The 22,190-nt window shown below is 72.3% G+C and carries 2 protein-coding genes; both read left to right on the top strand.

All coding sequences use genetic code 11. From position 1 onward, the window contains the following. Window positions 1-4 precede the first annotated feature (4 nt). Complete coding sequence (locus ABT354_RS35000) at window positions 5-5,665, top strand: non-ribosomal peptide synthetase (RefSeq protein WP_351501456.1); 5,661 nt, start codon at window positions 5-7, stop codon at window positions 5,663-5,665. Continuing rightward, complete coding sequence (locus ABT354_RS34995; protein WP_351501454.1) at window positions 5,662-22,119, top strand: non-ribosomal peptide synthetase; 16,458 nt, start codon at window positions 5,662-5,664, stop codon at window positions 22,117-22,119. Before ABT354_RS35000 ends, ABT354_RS34995 begins: the two co-directional genes overlap by 4 nt. Window positions 22,120-22,190: the final 71 nt, after the last annotated feature.

Here is a 22,190-nt window from a genome sequence, read left to right as displayed (position 1 = left end):
GGCCGTGGAGCGGGCCGCACTCGGCCCCCTCCTCGAGTCGCCCGCCGGATCCCCCGCCCGTGAGGCGCTGCTCACCGCGGCCTTCGCCGCGCTGCTCTTCCGCTGGTCCGGCCAGGACCGCATCTCCTTCGCCCTGGACACGGAGGAGACGCGGGCCGCGCAGGCCACGCAGGGCACACGGGGAGCCGGGGACGGGGCCACCGCCCGGACCCTGGGCGCCGTCGTCACCGAAGGCCTCACCTCCGCTGGCCTCGCCGACGCCCTCACCCCCGCCGACGGGCCCACCGCCCCCGTCGCCCTCCGCCTGACCGGCACCGCCGGCACCACCGGGAGCGCGACGGCGAACGGGAACGGCACGGACGGCCCGTACGAGATCCTGCTCGCCATCGCCCCCGACGGCGCCCTGGAACTCCACTACGACCCGGAGCTGTTCGACGCCGTGACCGCCCGCGGTCTCCTCGGCTCGTACACCACCCTGGTCACCGACGCAGCCCGGCGCCCCGACACCCCCGTCACCCTGCTGGAACTCCTCCCCGGTGAGCAGCTCCAGCGGATGCTGGTCGACTGGAACGCCACCGTCACCCCGCTCGCCGACGGGCTCTGCCTCCACGAGGTCTTCGAGGCGCGCGCCGCCGAGCGGCCCGAGGCCACCGCCCTGGTCCACCGGGGCGAGCACTGGAGCTTCGCGCGGGTCAACTCCGAGGCCAACCGCCTCGCCCGCCATCTGCGCACCCTCGGTGTCGACACCGATGTCCGCGTCGGCCTCTGCCTGGACCGCTCCCCCCACTTCCTGGTCGCGGTCCTCGGCACCCTCAAGGCGGGCGGCGCCTATGTGCCGCTCGACCCCGACTACCCGGCCCAGCGCATCGAGACCATGATCAAGGGCTCGTCCAGCGCCGTCGTGGTCAGCACCACCGCACTCGCCGCGAGCCTCCCGGCCGCCGCCACCGAAGGGGAGAGCACCGACAGCACCGACAGCACCGACCGGCCGCTCGTCCTGCTCGACCGCGACGCCGACCTCCTCGCCGCCCTCCCGGACGGCGACCTCGGCCGCATCTCCGGACCGGACGACCTCTGCTACATCATCCACACCTCCGGATCCACCGGCGCGCCCAAGCCGATCGCCCTGCGCCACCGGGGCGTCCTCAACAACGTGGACGACCTCAACACCAGCTACGCGGTCGGCCCCGGCGACGCGGCCCTCTCCATCTCGTCGCCCAGCTTCGACCTGTCGGTGTACGAGTTCCTCGGCCTCACCCTCGCCGGCGGCACCGTCGTCGTCCCCGACGCCGAACGCGCCAAGGAGCCCGCCCACTGGGCCGAACTGGTCGCCGCCCACCCCATCACCGTCTGGAACTCCGCCCCCGCACTGCTGGAACTCCTCACCGACCACCTGGAGCAGAGCGGCGTCACCCATCTGCCCGCGCTCAAGGTCGCCATCCTCGGCGGCGACTGGATCCCCGTCACCCTCCCCGACCGGATCCGCGCCATCGCCCCCGCGCTGCGCTTCATCGCCCTCGGCGGAGCCACCGAGGCGTCCATCCACTCCACCGTCTTCGAGGTCACCGAGACCGACCCCGGCTGGGCGTCCATCCCCTACGGCCGCCCCATGGCCAACCAGCGCACCTACCTCCTGGACGACCACCTCCAGCCGGTGCCGCCCGGGGTCCCCGGCGAACTCTTCCTCGCCGGGACCGGACTCGCCCGCGGCTATCTCGACCAGCCCGAGCGCACCGCCGAACGGTTCCTCGACTGGTCCCACGGAGAGGTCACCGACCGCGTCTACCGCACCGGCGACCTCGCCCGCTACGGCCACGACGGGCTGATCGAACTCCTCGGCCGCACCGACTTCCAGGTGAAGCTGAACGGGCTGCGCGTCGAACTCGGCGAGATCGAGGCCGTACTGCGCTCGCACCCCGCGATCCGGCAGAGCGCCGTCGTCGCCCACGGCAGCCGGCTCATCGCCTACGCCGTCCCCCACGAGGACCACACCGTCCCGGTCGACGCGCTCCTGGCGCTCGCCGCCGAGCGGCTGCCGGCCTTCATGGTCCCGGACACGGTCGTCCCGCTGGAGCGGCTGCCGCTCACCCCCAACGGCAAGGTCGACCGCAAGTCGCTGCCCGTGCCCGACCCGGACACGGCCGACTACCGGGCCCCGGCCCCCGGCGCCGAGCAGATCCTCGCCACCGTCTTCGCCACCGTCCTCGGGATCGACCGGGTCGGCGCCGACGACGACTTCATCGCCCTCGGCGGCGACAGCATCCGCGCCATCCAGGCCGTGCCCCGCGCCCGCGCCCTCGGACTGGCCATCACCCCCCGGCAGATCCTCCAGCACCGCACGGTCGCCGCGGTCGCCCCCGAGGCCGAGCCGGTCACCGACGGCGCCCCCGGAGCGGACGGCCCCCCGGCCGTCGTCGGCGCCGAGGACCTCGCCGCGCTGCGGGCCCGCCACTCCGGACTCAGCGAGGTCTGGCCGCTGACCCCCATGCAGTCCGGGATGGTCTTCGAGTCCCTCCTCGGCGACACCGGGCAGGACCCGTACCAGATGCAGACGGTCTACCGGCTGACCGGCACCGTCGACGGCCCCCGGCTGCGGGCCGCCGGACAGCGGCTCGTGGACCGGTACGCGGCCCTGCGCGCCGGATTCGTCTCCGACAGCGGCGGCAACCTCGTCCAGATCGTGGTGGACGGCGTCGAGGTCCCCTGGACCGAGACCGACCTCGGCGACCTCACCGACGACGGACGGCAGCAGGCGTACGAGCAGCTCCTCGCCTGGGACCGCAGCCTCCGCTTCGACCTCGGCGCCCCGCCGCTGCTGCGGCTCACCCTGGTCCGGCTCGGGCCCGACCGCGCCGACCTCGTCGTCGGCATCCACCACGCCCTCATCGACGGCTGGTCGGAGCGGATCATCGGCGAGGAGCTGCTGCGGCTGTACGCGGCGGGGGAGAGCGGATCCGCCCCCGGCTCCGGGACCGTGACTGCCTCCGGCATTGGGACCGGCCCCGACTTCGGCGCCTTCCTCGGCTGGCTCGCCCGCCAGGACAAGGCAGCCTCCGCCGAGGTCTGGGGACAGGAGCTGGCCGCACTCGACGGGCCGACCCTCCTCACCCCCGCCCGGGCCGCCCGCAGCGCCCCGGTGCCCTCCGTCGGTGAACTCTCCTTCACCCTCACCGACAGCCGGCGGGAACGGCTCGCCACCCGCGCCGCCGCCCTCGGCGTCACCGTCAACACCCTGGTCCAGGGCTCCTGGGCGATCCTGCTCGGGACGCTCACCGGCCGTACCGACGTCGTCTTCGGCGCCACCGTCTCCGGCCGGCCCGGAGCACTCGCCGGGGTCGAGTCCATGGTCGGACTCTTCATCAACACCCTGCCGGTACGCGTCGGCTGCGCCCCCGGCCAGCGGCTCGACACCCTCTTCACCGGGCTCCAGGAGCGGCAGACCGCCCTCCTCGACCATCACCACCACAGCCTGAGCGACATCCACCAGGCCGCCGGGGTCGACGCCCTCTTCGACACGATGATCGCCTTCCAGTCCTTCCCCGGCGGGGACGGACCGGACCCGGAGAGCGGCATCACCCTCACCGGGGTCGAATCCCTGGGCGCCGCGACCTATCCGCTGGTGCTGATCGTGGAGCCGGACCGGATGGTGCTCCAGTACTACCGGCACCTGTTCGCCGGTACCGCCGCCGAGGAGATCGCCGCCCGCTTCACCGCGGTCCTCGACGCGGTCGCCGACCCCGCCACCACCCAGGTGGCCTCGGTGGACGCGCTCCTCCCCGGAGAGCGGGGACGGATCCTCGCGGCCTCGGCGGCCCCACCCGCCGAGGAGAGTGCGACGGTGACCGCGACCGGCACCGGCACGAGTACGGGTACGGGTACGGGTACGGACACGGCCACCATCGCCGAGTACTTCGCCCGGCAGGCCGCCGCCACCCCGGACGCGACGGCGGTCACCAGCGGCGGCGAGTCGCTCACCTACCGCCAGATCGACCGGGCGGCAGCGGCCCTCGCCGCCGAACTCACCGCCTACGGAATGGGCCCCGAGCATGTCGTCGGGATCGCCCTGCCCCGCTCGGTCCACTGGGCCACCGCCCTGATCGGCACCGCGCGCTCCGGAGCCGCCTGGGTCCTCCTCGACCCGGCGGGCGACGGCTCGGCCCCGGCCACCGCCGCCGAACTCCTGGTCACCGCCTCCGGGGCGGGCGCCCGGCCGCCCGTCGAGGGCACCCCGCTGATCCTCCTGGACCAGCTGCGCCCCGGCACCGCGCCGGCCCCGGCCACCGCCGCCCGGCCCGCACAACTGGCCTGCCTGCGCCGCCCCCAGGGCGCACCGGGCGCGGTCGCCGTCGGCCACCGGGTCCTCGCGGCCGACGCCCTCGGGCTCGCCGAGCGGACCGGGCTCGCCTCCGGCACCCCGCTGCTCGCGGCCTCCCCCCACCCCGACGACACGGCGCTGGAGCTGCTGGCCGCGCTGGTCTCGGGAGCCACGGCGGAGCTGGCGGCGGACCCGGCGGCACCGTTCGGGCCGGACGGCTGGGACGGCTGGGCCATCAGCACCACCGCCCCCGTCCTCGCCGCCGCACTGGGCCGCCCCACCGGCCCGGTCCGCGCCCGGACGGTCCATCTCACCGGGCCGGTCCTGCTGGGCTCGCTGGTCCGGCGGATCCGGGAGACCGTCCCCGGGGTCCGGGTGGTCGGGGCGTACGGCTCCGACGGCACGGTGGGCGCGCTCACCCTCGCCGCCAACCCGGACACCGGCTCGGACGGCACCGCCGGCGGGCTGCCGCTCGGCACACCGGGCGGGGGAGTGCGGACCTATCTCCTCGCCCCCACCCTGGCGCCCGTCCCCGACGGGGTCACCGGTGAGCTGTACCTCGCCGGAGAGCTGCCGCGCGGCTTCGCCGCCGACCCCGCCCTGACCGCCACCCGCTTCCTGCCCGACCCGTACGGCGAGCCCGGCTCCCGGATGTACCGCACCGGAGAGTTCGCCCGCCGCACGGCCGACGGCACCCTGGAGTACGCGGGACCCGGCGGCCCCCGGGCCAAGGTCCGCGGCCACCGCTTCTGGACCGGGGATGTCGAGGCGGTCCTCGCCGCCCACCCCGGCGTCGGCCAGGCGGCCGTCGTCGCCCGCCCCGGCACCGGGGACGGCGGCTCGGTCCTCACCGGCTATGTCGTCCCGCCGAACCCCCTGGGGACCGCCGTCCCCGCCGAGGAGCTGCGCGACTTCACCGCCGCCCGGCTGCCGGACCACATGGTGCCCGCCGCCTTTGTCTCCCTCGGCGCACTGCCGCTGGCCCCGGACGGCACCGTCGACCGGGACGCCCTGCCCGAGCCGGGCACCGGCGACGGCGGCCCGGAGGGCACCGGGGACGGCCACCGTCCCGGGCGCACCCCCCAGGAAGAGGCGCTCTGCGCCCTCTTCGCCGAGATCCTGGGCGTGGAGCAGGTCGGTATCGACGACGACTTCTTCGCCCTCGGCGGCAACTCCCTCAAGGCGACCCGGCTGATCGGCCGCATGCGCCGCAATCTCGGGATCGACACCTCGATCCGCACCCTCTTCGAGTACTCGACCATCGCGGAGCTTTCGGGTCAGGTCCAGGCCACGGGAACCACCAAGAGCCGGCCCCGTCTGCGCAAGATGACCAAGGAGCAGTCCCAGTGATCCCCTTGTCCTACGCCCAGCGCCGGCTGTGGTTCCTCGACCGTTTCGAAGGCCCGTCGGCCACCTACAACGTCCCTCTCGCCCTCCACCTGAGCGGCCCCCTGGATACGGCGGCGCTCGCCGCGGCCGTCGCCGATGTGGTCGCCCGCCACGAGGTGCTGCGGACCGTCGTCGCCGAGCAGGAGGGCATCCCGTACCAGCGGATCCTCTCCGCCGGTGAGGCCGTCCCGCAGGTCCCGGTCGTGGAGATCGCCCCGGAGCAGCTGGACGCCGCCGTGGAGGAGGCCACCGCGTACGCCTTCGATCTGTACGCGGAGATCCCCATCCGGGCGCGGCTGCTGCGCACCGCCCCCGAGGAGCATGTCCTCGTCCTCCTCTTCCACCACATCGCCGCCGACGGCGAGTCGGCCGTCCCGCTGCTGCGGGATCTGACCGCCGCGTACACCGCCCGGGTCCGGGGCGCCGCCCCGGACCTGCCGGAGCTGCCGGTGCAGTACTCCGACTACGCGGTCTGGCAGCGCGAGCTGCTGGGCGACGAGAAGGACCCGGAGAGCGTCCTCGCCGGCCAGCTCGCCTACTGGCGCGAGGAGCTGGCCGGGATGGCGCAGCCGCTGCGGCTGCCCACCGACCGGCCCCGGCCCAAGGTCGCCAGCCACCGGGGCGACTTCGTGGAGTTCTCCATCGCCCCGCAGACGCTGACCGCCGTGGAGCGGCTGGCCCAGCAGCGCGGGCTGACCGTCTCGATGGTGATGCAGTCCGTCCTCGCGGTGCTGCTGCACCACCTCGGCGGCGGCGAGGACATCCCGATCGGCTCCCCGATCGCGGGCCGCACCGACGAGGACCTCGACGAGCTGATCGGCTTCTTCGTCAACACCTGGGTGCTGCGGGTCCGGCTGGAGGGGGGACCCAGCTTCGACGATCTGCTCGACCAGGTCCGGGACAAGGCGCTGGCCGCCTACGACCACCAGGACGCGCCCTTCGACATGCTGGTGGAGCAGCTCAGCCCGGACCGCTCCACCGCGTACAACCCGCTCTTCCAGGTGCTGTTCGCCTGGCAGAACATCACCCGCCCGGAGCTGGACCTGCCGGGCCTCACCGCCCGGCTGGACTTCGAGCAGATCGGCACCCGGACCGCCAAGTTCGACCTGGAGTTCAATGTGGCCCCCGGCCACGGCGAGCCCGGCGAGCGCGGTGCGACCGGGCGGATCGAGTACGCCACCGATCTCTTCGAGCGGGAGACCGCGCTGGCCATCGGCGACCGCTTCGTCCGGGTCCTGGAGCAGCTGGTCGCCGACCCGGCCCGCCCGGTCGCGGCGCTGGACGCCCTCACCCCGGCCGAGCACGACCGGCTGCGCTCCCTGAACGACACGGCGGCGGAGACGGCGGGTGTGTCCGTGCCGGAGCTGTTCGCGGGGTGGGTCGCTCAGTCGCCGGATGCGGTGGCGGTGGTGTGCGGGGAGGAGTCGTTCTCGTACGCGGAGCTGGACGCGCGGGCGGACCGTATCGCCCGCGCGCTGGTGGAGCGGGGGGTGCGGGCCGAGTCGGTGGTGGCGCTGTCACTGCCGAGGTCCGCCGACCTGGTCGCCGCGATGCTGGGGGTGTTGAAGGCGGGTGGCGCGTATCTGCCGATCGACCCGAAGTACCCGAGCCACCGGCTGGAGTACATCCTCAACGAGGCCATGCCACAGCTGGTCCTGACCGACGCCGACACGGTCGCGGTCCTGCCGGCGACCGGCCTGGCGACCCTCTTCGTCACCGACATCGAGGACAGCGACGCCGCTCTTCCGGTGGTGCGCTCCGACTCGGCCGCGTATGTGATGTACACATCGGGGTCGACGGGTCAGCCCAAGGGTGTGACGATCACCCACGCCAACATCGTGAACGGGATCACCCGGCTGGCCCCGGTCATCGGCTCCGGTCCCGGTCGCAAGGCGCTGGCCAGCACCTCGATCAACTTCGATGTCTCCGCGTTCGAGATCTTCACCAACCTCTGCGCCGGCGGGACGATCGAGGTCGTCCGCGATGTGCTGGTCCTCGGTGAGCGGGGTGGCTGGGACGGGCAGATCGTCTCCACCGTCCCCTCCGCCTTCGCCGAACTCCTCGACCAGATCGCCGGGAATGTCGCCATCGACACCGTCGTCCTCGCCGGGGAAGCCCTCCCCGCCGCCCTGGTCGACCGCGTCCGTACCGCCATCCCGGGTGTCAAGGTCGTCAACGCCTACGGCCAGACCGAGTCCTTCTACGCCACCACCTTCACCGTCCCGGAGGAGTGGCAGGGCACCGGCAACGCCCCCATCGGCACCCCCCTCGGCAATATGCGGGCCCATGTCCTCGGCCCCGGGCTGCGGCCCGTACCCATCGGTGTCGTCGGCGAGCTGTACATCGCCGGGAACATCGCCCGCGGCTACCGGGGACGCCCCGACCTCACCGCCGAACGCTTCCTGCCCGACTTCCTCGGCGACCCCGGCGGCCGGATGTACCGCACCGGCGACCTCGCCCGCTGGAACGGCGACGGACAGCTGGAGTACGCCGGACGAGGGGACACCCAGGTCAAGATCCGGGGCTTCCGCATCGAGCCCGGCGAGGTCGAGAGCGCCGTCGCCGCCCACCCGGGCGTCGGCCAGACCGCCGTCCTCGCCCGCACCGCGCCCAGCGGCGCCCAGCAGCTCGTCGCCTATGTCGTCCCCGCCTTCACCAGCGGGCAGGACAGCCATGACTTCCGCTCCGGGATCGAGGCCACCGATCTGCGGGCCTTCGTCTCCCAGCGGCTGCCCGACTTCATGGTCCCCTCCGCCTTCGTGGTCCTGGACAAGCTGCCGCTGCTGCCCAACGGCAAGCTCGACCGCAAGGCGCTGCCCGAGCCCGACTTCGGCGGCGGCAGCGAGTACCGCGCCCCCACCGCCGAGACCGAGAAGGTCCTCGCCGCCGTCTACGCCGAGGTCCTCGGCCTGGAGCGGGTCGGCGTGGACGACGACTTCTTCGCCGTCGGCGGCGACAGCATCCGCTCCATCCAGGTCGTCTCCCGGGCCCGCGCCCAGGGTGTCGAGGTCAGCCCCCGGCAGATCTTCGAATGCCGCACCGTCGCCGAACTGGCCCTGGTCGCCGGGGTCACCGGCACCGCCGTGGTCCTGGAGGAGTACGAGGGCGGCGGCACCGGGACCTTCCCGCTGCTCCCCATCGCCGCGTACATGCGCGAACTCGGCGGCGGGTACGACCGGTTCTCCATGTCGCTGGTCGCGGAACTGCCCACGGGCATCGACCGCGACGGGCTCACCGCCACCCTCGCCGCCGTGATCGACCGGCATGACATCCTGCGCTCCCGGCTGATCCCGGCGGGCACCGCGCACGGCACCGAGGGCGGCAGCCAGGGCGACCGCATGGTCGTCGCCCCGCCCGGCTCCGTCGACACCTCCGTCCTGCTCCACCGGGTCCCCGTCGACGGCTCCTGGGACCAGGAGTGGCAGGCGCTCGCCGAGGCCGAACTCGACGCCGCCACCGGACGGCTCGACACCGCCGACGGCGCCGTCGCCCAGTTCGTCTGGTTCGACCCCACCGGACCCGACGGCGACACCGTCCCCGGCCGGCTGCTGATCGTCCTCCACCACATCGCCGTCGACGGGGTCTCCTGGCGGATCCTGCTGCCCGACCTCGCCGCCGCCTGGGCGAGCGTCCGCGACGGCGAGCGGCCCGACCTCCCCGAGGTCGGCACCTCCGTCCGCCGCTGGACCCACGCCCTCATCGAGGAGGCCGCGAGCCCCGCGCGCCGGGCCGAACTGGAGCTGTGGCGCACCGTCCTCGACGGCCCCGACCCGCTGCTCGGCTCCCGACCGCTCGACCCGGCCGTCGACACCCGTACCGCACTCGCGTACCACCACGTCCAGCTCCCCGCATCCGTCACCGACGCCCTGCTGACGACCGTGCCCGCCGCCTTCCACGGCGGGGTCAACGACGGTCTGCTCGCCGCGCTCTCCCTCGCCGTCGCCCGCTGGCGCCGTGCCCGGGGCATCGCCGAGGACTCCGTGCTGATCAAGCTGGAGGGTCACGGTCGCGAGCAGGACGCCGTCCCCGGTGCCGATCTCTCCCGTACGGTCGGCTGGTTCACCAGCATGTTCCCCGTACGGCTCACCACCGAGGGCCGCGACCTCGACGAGGCGTTCGCCGCCGGACCCGCCGCCGGGCGGGCCGTCAAGGCGGTCAAGGAACAGCTGCTCGCCATCCCCGACAAGGGACTCGGCTACGGCCTGCTCCGCTATCTCAACGAGGAGACCGCCGCCGAGCTGGCACCCCTGTCCGCCGGCCAGATCGGCTTCAACTACCTCGGCCGGTTCTCCGCCGCCGATATGCCCGAGCATCTGCGCGGACTCGGCTGGACCCAGATCTGCGAGATGGCCGCCCCGCTGGACGAGGACATGCCCGCCATGTCCTCGCTGGAGATCAACTCCATGGTCATCGACACCGACCAGGGGCCCCGTCTCGATGTCACCGTCGGCTACCCCGCCGGACTCTTCGACCCCACCGAGGTCGAGGAGCTGACCGCCCTGTGGTTCCAGGCCCTGGAGGCCGTCACCGTCCACGCCGCCGACCCGGGCGCGGGCGGGCTCACCCCCTCCGACCTGCCGCTGGTCCAGGCCGGCCAGGACGACATCGAGCGCTGGGAGCGCGACTACCCCGGTCTCTCCGATGTCTGGCCGCTCACCGCGCTCCAGTCCGGGCTGCTCTTCCACACCATGCTCAACGACGACTCCTGGGACGCCTATCAGATGCAGATGGCGTTCCACATCGAGGGAGCCGCCGACCCGGCCCGGCTGCGCGCCGCCGGACAGGCCCTGCTCGACCGGCACGCCAATCTGCGGACCGCCTTCGTCCATGACTCCCGGGGCGAACAGGTCCAGCTGGTCATCGACGGGGTCGAGGTGCCCTGGGCCGAGGTCGACCTCAGCACGCTCGCCGACGACGAGCGCGAGGCCGCCCTCACCGCCTTCCTCGCCGAGGACCACCGCCGCAGCTTCGACCCGCTGACCCCGCCCATGCTCCGCATGACCTGGGTGAAGACCGGGGAGAGCCACTCCGAGCTGGTGCTCACGGCCAACCATGTCCTCTTCGACGGCTGGTCCCTGCCGGTCCTGATGCAGGATCTGCTGCGGCTGTACGGGGCCGAGGGCGACACCGCCGCACTGCCCCGGGTCCGTGGCTTCAAGGACTTCCTGGTCTGGCTGGACCGGCAGGACCACGACGCCTCGGCCCGCGCCTGGGCCACCGAGCTGGCCGGGGCGGACGAGCCGACCCTGCTGGTGCCGGGGGCGATCTCCGAGTCCGGCAGCTCCGGCATCGGCCATGTGCCCGTGCCGCTGCCGCTGGACGAGGTCCGCGAGCTGAACCGCCGCGCCTCCGGCCTCGGGATCACCGTCAACACCCTGGTCCAGGGCGCCTGGGCGATCCTGCTCGGGGCGCTCACCGGCCGCCAGGACGTGATCTTCGGCGCCACCGTCTCCGGCCGGCCGCCGACTGTTCCCGATGTTGACTCCATTGTGGGCATGTTCATCAACACCCTGCCGGTACGGGTCGAGTACGGGCCGGGGGACACCCTCGCCCAGGTGCTGACCGGGCTCCAGCGCCGGCAGGCCGCCCTCCTCGACCACCACCACTACGGGCTCACCGAGATCCACCAGGCCACCGGGTTGAAGACGCTCTTCGACTCGCTGGTGGTCTTCGAGTCCTACCCGGTCGACCGGGACGGCCTCACCGACGCCAACTCGGCCGCCGGGATCGCCTTCACCGGCATCCGGCCCTCCACCGGGACGCACTACCCGCTGACCGTGATGGCCGACGCCGATCCGCATCTGCGGCTCACCCTCCAGTACCAGACCCATGTACTGGACCAGGAGAGCGTCGAGGTCATGGCCGCCCGGCTGGCCCGGATCCTGCGGCAGCTCGCCGCCGACCCGGAGCTGCCCGTCGGCCGGATCGACCTGCTGGAGTCCACCGAGCGCGCGCATCTGCTGGAGCAGCTGGGCGGCACGGCGGCGGAGACGGCGGGTGCGTCGGTTCCGGAGCTGTTCGCGGGGTGGGTGGAGCGGGCGCCGGATGCGGTGGCGGTGGTGTGCGGGGAGGAGTCGTTCTCGTACGGGGAGCTGGACGCGCGGGCGGACCGTATCGCCCGTGCGCTGGTGGAGCGGGGGGTGCGGGCGGAGTCGGTGGTGGCGCTGTCGCTGCCGAGGTCCGCCGACCTGGTCGCCGCGATGTTGGGTGTGCTGAAGGCCGGTGGTGCGTATCTGCCGATCGACCCGAAGTACCCGAGCCACCGGTTGGAGTACATCCTCAACGAGGCCATGCCGCAGCTGGTCCTGACCGACGCCGACACGGTCGCGGTCCTGCCGGCGACCGGCCTGGCGACCCTCTTCGTGACGGACATCGAGGACAGCGACGCGGTCCTGCCGTCCGTACACCCGGAGTCGGCCGCGTATGTGATGTACACATCGGGGTCGACGGGTCAGCCGAAGGGTGTGACGATCACCCACGCGAACATCGTGAACGGGATCACCCGGCTGGCCCCGGTCATCGGCTCCGGACCCGGTCGCAAGGCGCTGGCCAGCACCTCGATCAACTTCGATGTCTCCGCGTTCGAGATCTTCACCAACCTCTGCGCCGGCGGCACCATCGAGGTCGTCCGCGATGTGCTGGTCCTCGGTGAGCGGGGTGGCTGGGACGGGCAGATCGTCTCCACCGTCCCCTCCGCCTTCGCCGAACTCCTCGACCAGATCGGCGGACGGATCTCCGCCGACACCGTGGTCCTCGCGGGTGAGGCGCTGCCCACCGGGCTCGCCGAGCGCGCCCGTACCGTCATCCCCGGTGTCAAGGTCGTCAACGCCTACGGCCAGACGGAGTCCTTCTACGCCACCGCCTTCACCGTCGACGGCCGCACCGAGGCCTTCGGGGGCAGCGCCCCCATCGGCGCCCCGCTCGGCAATATGCGGGCCTATGTCCTCGGCCCCGGTCTCCAGCCGGTCCCGGCGGGCGTCGTGGGCGAGCTGTACATCGGCGGCAAGGTCGGCCGGGGCTACCGGGGACGCCCCGACCTCACCGCCGAACGCTTCGTCCCGGACCCGTACGGCGAGCCCGGCTCCCGGATGTACCGCACCGGCGACCTCGCCCGCTGGAACGAGGACGGACAGCTGGAGTACGCCGGACGTGGCGACTCCCAGGTCAAGATCCGGGGCTTCCGGATCGAGCCCGGCGAGGTCGAGGCGGCCCTCACCGCCCACCCCGCCGTCTCCCAGGCGGCCGTCGTCGCCCGCGAGGGGCTCGCCGGGGCCAAGCAGCTCGTCGGCTATGTCGTCCTCACCGACGACGCGGGCCCCATCGGCGCCGAGGCGCTGCGGGACGCCGCCGCCGACCGGCTGCCCGACTTCATGGTCCCCACCGTCCTGATGGTCCTCGACCGGCTGCCGCTGCTGCCCAACGGCAAGCTCGACCGGGCGGCCCTGCCCGAGCCCGAGTTCACCACCACCGAGTACCGCGCCCCCCGCACCCAGGCCGAGGAGACCCTCGCGGGCCTCTTCGCCGAGGTCCTGGGCGTGGAGCGGGTCGGCATCGACGACAACTTCTTCACCCTGGGCGGGCACTCGCTGCTCGCGACCCGGCTGATCAGCCGGATCCGTACCGTCCTCGGCGCCGAGATCCCCATCCGGGTGGTCTTCGGCTCCCCGACCGTCGCCGAACTGACCACCCATCTCTCCGCCGGGGTACGGGTCCGTCCCGCGCTGACCCGGCTCGCCGAGCGGCCCGACCCGCTGCCGCTCTCCTTCGCCCAGCGCCGGCTGTGGTTCATCCACCGCTTCGACGGCCCCTCCGCCACCTACAACATCCCGCTCAATCTGCGGCTCACCGGAGAACTGGACGCGGACGCCCTCGGCGCCGCCCTCCAGGACCTGGTGGACCGGCACGAGAGCCTGCGGACGCTGTACGGCTCCGACGCCGACGGGGTCCCCCACCAGGTGGTGGTGGCACCCGAGCGGGCCCGGCTGGAGGTACCGGTCGTGGAGATCACGGCCGACACCGCCGAGGCCGCCATGGCCGAGACCGCCGAGTACGCCTTCGACCTGGCCACCGAGATCCCCGTCCGCGCCCGGATCCTGCGGCAGGGACCCGGCGACCACATCCTCTCCCTGGTCATCCACCACATCGCGGGCGACGGCGAGTCGATGGCCCCGCTGATCCGCGAGGTCTCCACCGCCTACACCGCCCGCCGCGAGGGCCGCGCGCCCGACTTCACCGAACTGCCGGTGCAGTACGCCGACTACTCCGTCTGGCAGCGCGAGCTGCTGGGCGACGAGAACGACCCCGAGAGCGTCCTCACCGAGCAGTCCGACTACTGGCGCGAGGAGCTGGCCGGGATACCGCAGCCGCTGCGGCTGCCCACCGACCGGCCCCGGCCGCCCAAGGCGAGCCACCACGGCGACATGATCGAGTTCACCGTCGGCCCCGAGCTGCTGGCCGCCGTGGAACGCCTCGCCCGTGAGCGCGATGTCACCGTGTCGATGGTGATGCAGTCGGTCGTGGCGGTACTGCTCCGCCACCTCGGCGCCGGGGACGACATCCCGATCGGCTCCCCGATCGCCGGCCGTACCGACGACGCCCTCGACGACCTGATCGGCTTCTTCGTCAACACCTGGGTGCTCCGCGCCGAACTCGGCGACAACCCCACCTTCGACGAGCTGATCGCCCAGGTGAAGGAGAAGGCGCTCGCCGCCTACGGCAACCAGGACGCGCCCTTCGAGCGCCTGGTGGAACTGCTCAACCCGGACCGCTCCACCGCGTACCACCCGCTCTTCCAGGTGATGTTCGCCTGGCAGAACTTCACCCAGGCCGACCTGGCACTGCCCGGACTCGGGGTCGACTTCGTCCCCGTCGTCACCGGCACCGCCAAGTTCGACCTCTTCTTCAACCTGACCGAGGTCACCGAGGCCACCGGCCGTGAGGCGCAGGGCCTGATCGAGTACGCCACCGACCTGTTCGACCGTACGACCGTGGAGACCCTCGCCGACCGGTTCCTCAGGGTCCTCGCCCAGCTGGTCGCCGACCCGTCCGTCCGGATCGACCGGGTGGACGCCCTGGACACGGCCGAACGCGAACTGGTACTGCGCGGACTCAACGACACCGAGGAGGCGACACCCGATGCGACGATCCCGGCTCTGTTCGAACGGTGGGCCCAGGACGCCCCGGACACCGTGGCGCTGGTATCGGAGCACGGGACGCTGTCGTATGCGGACCTGAACGCGCGGGCGGACCGTATCGCCCGTGCCCTGGTGGAGCGGGGGATCGGCACCGAATCGGTGGTGGCGCTGTCGCTGCCGAGAACCGCCGACCTGGTGGCCGCGATGTTCGGAGTGCTCAAGGCGGGCGGCGCGTATCTGCCGATCGACCCGAAGTACCCGAGCCACCGGCTGGAGTACATCCTCGCCGAGGCCGCGCCCCAGCTGGTCCTCACCGACGCGGACACCGTCTCCGTACTGCCGGAGACCGGTCTGCCGACCCTCTACGTCACCGATGTCGAGGACAGCGAGGCCGCGCTTCCGGTGGTCCGCCCCGACGCCGCCGCCTATGTGATGTACACCTCGGGCTCCACCGGAAACCCCAAGGGCGTCACCATCACCCACGCCAATGTGGTCAACGGCATCACCCGGCTGGCCTCCGTCATCGACGCCGGACCCGGCCGCACCGCCCTGGCCAGCACCTCGATCAACTTCGATGTGTCGGCGTTCGAGATCTTCACCAACCTCTGCGCCGGCGGCACCATCGAGATCGTCCGCGATGTGCTGGTCGTCGCCGAACGCGGCGGCTGGGACGGCCAGATCGTCTCCACCGTCCCCTCCGCCTTCACCGAACTCCTCGACCAGGCGGCTGACGGCCTCGCCGTCGACACGGTCGTCTTCGCCGGGGAGGCCCTCCCCGCCGACCTCGTCACCCGGATGCGCGAGCTGATCCCCGGCGTCAAGGTCGTCAACGCCTACGGCCAGACGGAGTCCTTCTACGCCACCACCCACACCACCGGAGGGACCAGCGGAGGAGACAGCGGAGGGGACACCGGCGGGGACTCCGCATCGGGCAGCGCCGCCATCGGCGCCCCGCTCGGCAATATGCGGACCTATGTCCTCAACGCGGCCCTCCAGCCCGTCCCCGTCGGAGTCGTCGGCGAGCTGTATGTCGCCGGCAACGTCGGCCGGGGCTACCGGGGACGCCCCGACCTCACCGCCGAACGCTTCCTGCCCGACCCCTACGGCGAGCCCGGCGCCCGGATGTACCGCACCGGCGACCTGGCCCGCTGGAACGGCGACGGCTCCCTCGAATACGTCGGCCGCGACGACGCCCAGGTCAAGGTCCGGGGCTTCCGGATCGAGCCCGGCGAGGTCGAGGCCGCCCTCACCGCCCACCCCGGAGTCGCCCGCGCCGTCGTCGTCGCCCGGCCCGCACCCAGCGGCGCCCAGCAGCTCGTCGGCTATGTCGTCCCCGTCGGCGCCGAGGGCCATGGCCCCGGCGACGGCGCCGAGAACATGGGCGAGAACGACTACGACCTGACCGCCGGGGTCTCCTCGCGCGATCTGCGGGTCTTCGTCTCCCAGCGGCTGCCCGACTTCATGGTCCCCTCCGCCTTCGTGGTCCTGGACCGGCTGCCGCTGCTCCCCAACGGCAAGCTCGACCGGGCCGCCCTGCCCGAGCCCGAGTTCACCGGCGGCGCCTACCGCGCCCCCGTCACCGACGAGGAGAAGACCCTCGCCGCCGTCTACGCCGATGTCCTCGGCCTGGAGCGGGTCGGCGTGGACGACGACTTCTTCGCCGTCGGCGGCGACAGCATCCGCTCCATCCAGGTCGTCACCCGGGCCCGCGCCCAGGGCGTCGAGGTCAGCCCCCGGCAGATCTTCGAATGCCGCACCGTCGCGGAGCTGGCCCTGGTCGCCCAGACCACCGGCACCGCCGTGGTCCTGGAGGAGTACGAGGGCGGCGGCACCGGGACCTTCCCGCTGCTCCCCATCGCCGCGTACATGCGCGAACTCGGCGGCGGCTACGACCGGTTCTCCATGTCCATCGGGGTGGAACTGCCCACCGGCATCGACGCCGAAGGGCTCACCGCCACCCTCACCGCCGTCATCGACCGGCATGACATCCTGCGCTCCCGGCTCGACATCGAAGGCACCCAAGGCACCGAAGGCACCGAGGGCACCGGAACCACAGGCTTCGGAAGCCTGGTCGTCGCCCCGCCCGGGACCGTCGGCGCCGGGCCGCTGATCCACCGGGTCGGCTGCGACGGCGTCTGGGACGAGAACTGGCGGGAGCGGGCCTCGGCCGAACTCAACGCCGCGACCGGACGGCTCGACACCGCCGCCGGAACGATGGCCCAGTTCGTCTGGTTCGACCCCGCCGGGGCGACCGGACCCGACGGGGACCCCGTCCCCGGCCGGCTCCTCGTCGCCCTCCACCACATCGCCGTCGACGGGGTCTCCTGGCGGATCCTGCTCCCCGACCTCGCCGCCGCCTGGGAGCAGGTACGCGAGGGAAGGACCCCCGAGCTGACCGTCAGCGGCACCTCCGTCCGCCGCTGGACCCACGCCCTCATCGAGGAGGCCGCCAGCCCCGCACGCCGCGCCGAACTGGAACTGTGGCGCTCCACCGTCACCGGACCCGACCCCCTGCTGGGCTCCCGCCCGCTGGACCCGGCCGTCGACACCCGCGCCTCCCTGGAACAGTTCACCCTCCGGCTCCCGGTCGCCGCGACCGAACAGCTCCTCACCGCCGTCCCCCGCGCCTTCCACGGCGGGGTCAACGACGGACTGCTCGCCGCGCTCGCCCTCGCCGTCGCCCGCTGGCGGCGCGAGAAGGGCACCGCCGAGGACGACTCCGTACTGATCAAGCTGGAGGGCCACGGCCGGGAGCAGGACATCGTGCCCGGCGCCGACCTCTCCACCACCATGGGCTGGTTCACCAGCCTCTTCCCGGTACGGCTCGGACTCGACGGCGTCGACCTCGACGAGGCGTTCGCCGCCGGGCCCGCCGCCGGACAGGCCGTCAAGGCGGTCAAGGAACAGCTTCTCGCCATCCCCGACAAGGGCATCGGCTACGGCCTGCTGCGCTATCTCAACGAGGAGACCGCCGCCGAGCTGGCGCCGTACCCGACCGGACAGATCGGCTTCAACTACCTCGGCCGCTTCTCCGCCGCCGATATGCCCGAACACCTGCGCGGACTCGGCTGGACCCAGATCCCCGGCTTCGATCTCGCCGCCGACCTCGACGCCGATATGCCCGCCATGTCCACCATCGAGATCAACTCGGCCGTCATCGACACCGAACTCGGCGCCCAGCTCGACGCCGTCGTCGCCTTCCCGCCCGGCGTGCTCACCCGCGCCGAGGCCGAGGAGCTGACCGGACTCTGGTGCCAGGCACTGGAAGCCGTCGCCCGCCATGCCGCCACCCCAGGGGCCGGCGGATACACCCCCTCCGACCTGCCCCTGGTCCAAGCGGGACAGGACGACATCGAGAAGTGGGAGCGCGCCTACCCCGGACTCTCCGACGTCTGGCCGCTCACCCCGCTCCAGTCCGGACTGCTCTTCCAGTCGATGCTCCACGACGACGAGGCCATCGACGCCTACCAGATGCAGATCGCGTTCCATATCTCCGGCACCGTCGACCCACAGCGCATGCGGGCCGCCGGACAGGCCCTGCTCGACCGGTACGCGAATCTGCGCACCGCGTTCGTCGCCGACTCACGCGGCGAACAGGTCCAGATCGTGGTGGACGGCGTCGAAGTGCCCTGGCGCGAGATCGACCTGACCCCGCTCCCCGAGAACGAGAGGGAAGCGGCGTTCGAGACCTTCCTCGCCGACGACCACCACGACCACTTCGACCCCGCGACGCCCCCACTGCTGCGGCTCGCCCTGCTCACCCTCGGACCCGACCGCCATGAACTGGTGCTCACCGCGCACCACGTCCTCTTCGACGGCTGGTCGTTCCCGATCCTGATGCAGGACATCCTGCGGCTGTACGGATCCCATGGCGACGCCTCCGAGCTGCCCCGGATCCGCGGCTACCGCGACTTCATGGTCTGGCTCGACCGGCAGGACCCGGCCGAGTCCGACCGGGTCTGGAGCGCCGAACTCGACGGGGTGGACGAGCCCACCCTGATCGCCCCCGGCGCCACCGGACCGGTCGACGGAGTCGACGACTCCGCCGCCGGACAGGTCGATGTGGTCCTCCCCGCCGACGAGGCACGGCAGCTCAACCGCCGCGCCTCCGAACTCGGGATCACCGTCAACACCCTCCTCCAGGGCGCCTGGGCGATCCTCCTCGGCGAGCTGACCGGCCGCCAGGACGTCGTCTTCGGCGCCACCGTCTCCGGCCGGCCGCCGACCGTCACCGATGTCGACTCGATGGTCGGGCTCTTCATCAACACCCTGCCCGTACGGGTCGCCTTCGGACCCGGCGACAGCCTCGGCGGCATGCTCCAACGGCTCCAGAGCCGGCAGGCCGCCCTCCTCGACCACCACCACCACGGACTCAGCGAGATCCACCGCGCCACCGGACTCGGCACCCTCTTCGACACCCTGGTCGTCTTCGAGTCGTACCCCGTCGACCAGGCGGGACTCGCCGACGCCAACAGCAACGGCGGGATCGCCTTCACCGGCATCCGCCCCTTCTCCGGCACCCACTACCCACTGACCCTGATGGCCGACGCCGACCCCTATCTGAGACTCGCGCTCCAGTACAAGGAGAGCGTCTTCGACCGGGCCACCGTGGAGTCCTGCGCCGACAGCCTGCTGCGGATCCTCGGCGAACTCGCCGCGGACCCCGGACGCCTCATCGGACAGGTGGAGGTCCTCCACCCCGACGAGCGGGAAAGGCTGCTCCATCAGTTCAACCACACCGACGACCCCACCCCGCTGGTCACCGTTCCCCAGCTCTTCGCCCAGCAGGTGGCGGCCACCCCCTACGCCGAAGCGGTCCGCTGCGACGGCCGGCCCCTCACCTACCGCGAACTCGACATCCGGGCCAACCGGATCGCCCATGAACTCACCGCGCGGGGCGTCCGCCCCGAGACGGTGGTGGCGGTCGCGCTGCCCCGTACCGAGGACCTGGTCGCCGGACTGCTCGCGGTGCTCAAGGCGGGCGGCGCCTATCTGCCCATCGACCCCAAGTACCCGAGCCACCGGCTGGCGCACATCCTCGGCGAGGCCAGGCCCCAGCTGATCCTCACCGACAGCGCCACCCGCTCGATCCTGCCGCCTGACGAAACCGACACCCCCCAGCTGCTCCTCGACACCCTGGAGACCCTCGACGCGGCGGCCGAACCGGCGCCCGGAGTGGACGACGGCGTCCGCACCGCGACCCTGCGGCCCCAGCACCTCGCCTATGTGATGTACACCTCCGGCTCCACCGGCACCCCCAAGGGCGTCGCCATCACCCACAGCAATGTGGTCAACGGCGTCCTGCGGCTCGCCACCCGTATCGGCGCCGCCCCCGGACGGCGCACCCTCGCCGGGACCTCGGTCAACTTCGATGTCTCCGCGTTCGAGATCTTCACCACCCTCTGCACCGGGGGCAGCGTCGAGATCGTCCGCGATGTCCTCGCCCTGACCGAACGGGAGGACTGGGACGGCCAGGTCGTCTCCACCGTCCCCTCCGTCTTCGCCGAGATCCTCGACCAGCTCGCCGGGAACACCTCCGTCGACACCCTCGTCTTCGCGGGCGAGGCCCTGCCCGCCGGACTCGTCCGGCAGATCCGGGACACCTTCCCGGGGGTACGGGTGGTCAACGCGTACGGGCAGAGCGAGTCCTTCTACGCCACCACCTTCACCCTCCCCGACACCGATCACTGGGAAGGCTCCGGCAGCGCTCCGATCGGCTCCCCGCTCGGCCATGTCAGTGCCTATGTCCTCGGCCCCGGGCTCCGGCCCGTACCCGTCGGCGTCGTCGGCGAGCTGTACATCGCGGGCGACGTCGGCCGCGGCTACCGGGGCCGGCCCGATCTGACCGCGGAACGCTTTGTCGCCGGACCCTTCGGCACCGCGGGGGAACGGATGTACCGGACCGGGGACCTGGCCCGCTGGAACCAGGAAGGACAACTCGAATACGTGGGACGCGGCGACTCCCAGGTCAAGATCCGGGGCTTCCGGATCGAACCCGGGGAGGTCGAGGCCGCCCTGGTCGCCCGACCAGGGGTCGCCCAGGCCGCCGTCGTCGCCCTCGACGGGGGAGGGGGCACCGGGAAACAGCTGGTCGCCTATGTCGTACCCGCCGAAGGCCCCTCCGACGGTCCTCCCGGCGGTCCCCCCGGCTCCGCTCTCACCGTCGACCAGCTGCGCGACCACGCCACCGAGAAGCTGCCCGCCTTCATGGTCCCGGCCGCCTTCATGCTCCTCGAACGTCTCCCACTCACCCCGAACGGAAAACTCGATCGAAAGGCATTGCCCGCACCGGAATTCAGCGGAAAAGAATACCGACCGCCCCGGACGGAAACCGAAGCGATCCTCTGCGACCTCTTCGGTGAGATCCTCGACCGGGAAAAGATCGGCATCGACGACAACTTCTTCACCCTGGGCGGTCATTCCCTGCTCGCCACCAGGCTGAACAGGCGTATCCGCACCCGCTTCGAGGTGGCACTGCCGCTGCGGGCGCTGTTCCTGGCGCCCACCGCTGCGGAGCTGGCCAGCCAGGTCGACCGGGCACGCGACGGCGAAAACAGCGAGAGCACCGACCCGTTCGCCCGCATCCTGCCCATCAAGACCACCGGTGACCGCGCCCCCCTGTGGTTCATCCACCTGGCCGGCGGCCTTGCCTGGCCGTACCTCAACTTCAGTGCGCTGCTCCCGGACGCACACCCCGCCTATGGAATTCAGGCGTGCGGACTCAATGGAGAAATTCCATTGCCGGAAAAGCTGGAAACTCTGGTGGATGAGTATCTGGAGCAGATATTCTCTTATCAGACCGAAGGCCCCTACCATCTGATTGGCTGGTCCTTCGGCGGAGCGGTCGCCCACGCGATGGCGGCGGAACTCCAGCGCCGGGGACACGAAGTGGCGCTGCTGGCTCTGCTCGACTCCGCGCCCAGCGGCCACTTCGCCGACAACGCCGATCTGGAGCTCGCGAATGTGCGGGCACTGCTCAAGGACCACGCCGGTGACCTCACCGACACCGAGGAGGAGCGACTTCTCGAAGTCGCCTCCGCGATCGTGGTCAACAACGTCGACATGCTGAAGAAGTTCGACCAGCCGGTCTACGACGGCGACATCGTCTTCTTCAACGCGACGCTCAATCCCGAGGCGCCCTACATGGACCAGTGGGGGCCGCACCACACCGGCGGCGACATACGGGTCACGGACGTGCCCAGCACGCACCACGACATCTGCCGGCCCGCGCACGCCCGGATCGTCGCCGACGCCCTCGGCCGCGCTCTCGGCACCTCGTAGCGGCACCTCCGGGAGGCACCTCCGGGAAACCCACGGAGGCTCCCGGAGGGCCCGCCGGCCCCGCCCAGCCC

The sequence above is a fragment of the Streptomyces sp. NPDC000594 genome (assembly GCF_040299965.1).
Classification (GTDB): domain Bacteria; phylum Actinomycetota; class Actinomycetes; order Streptomycetales; family Streptomycetaceae; genus Streptomyces.
This window is presented reverse-complemented; position numbering and strand designations above follow the sequence as displayed.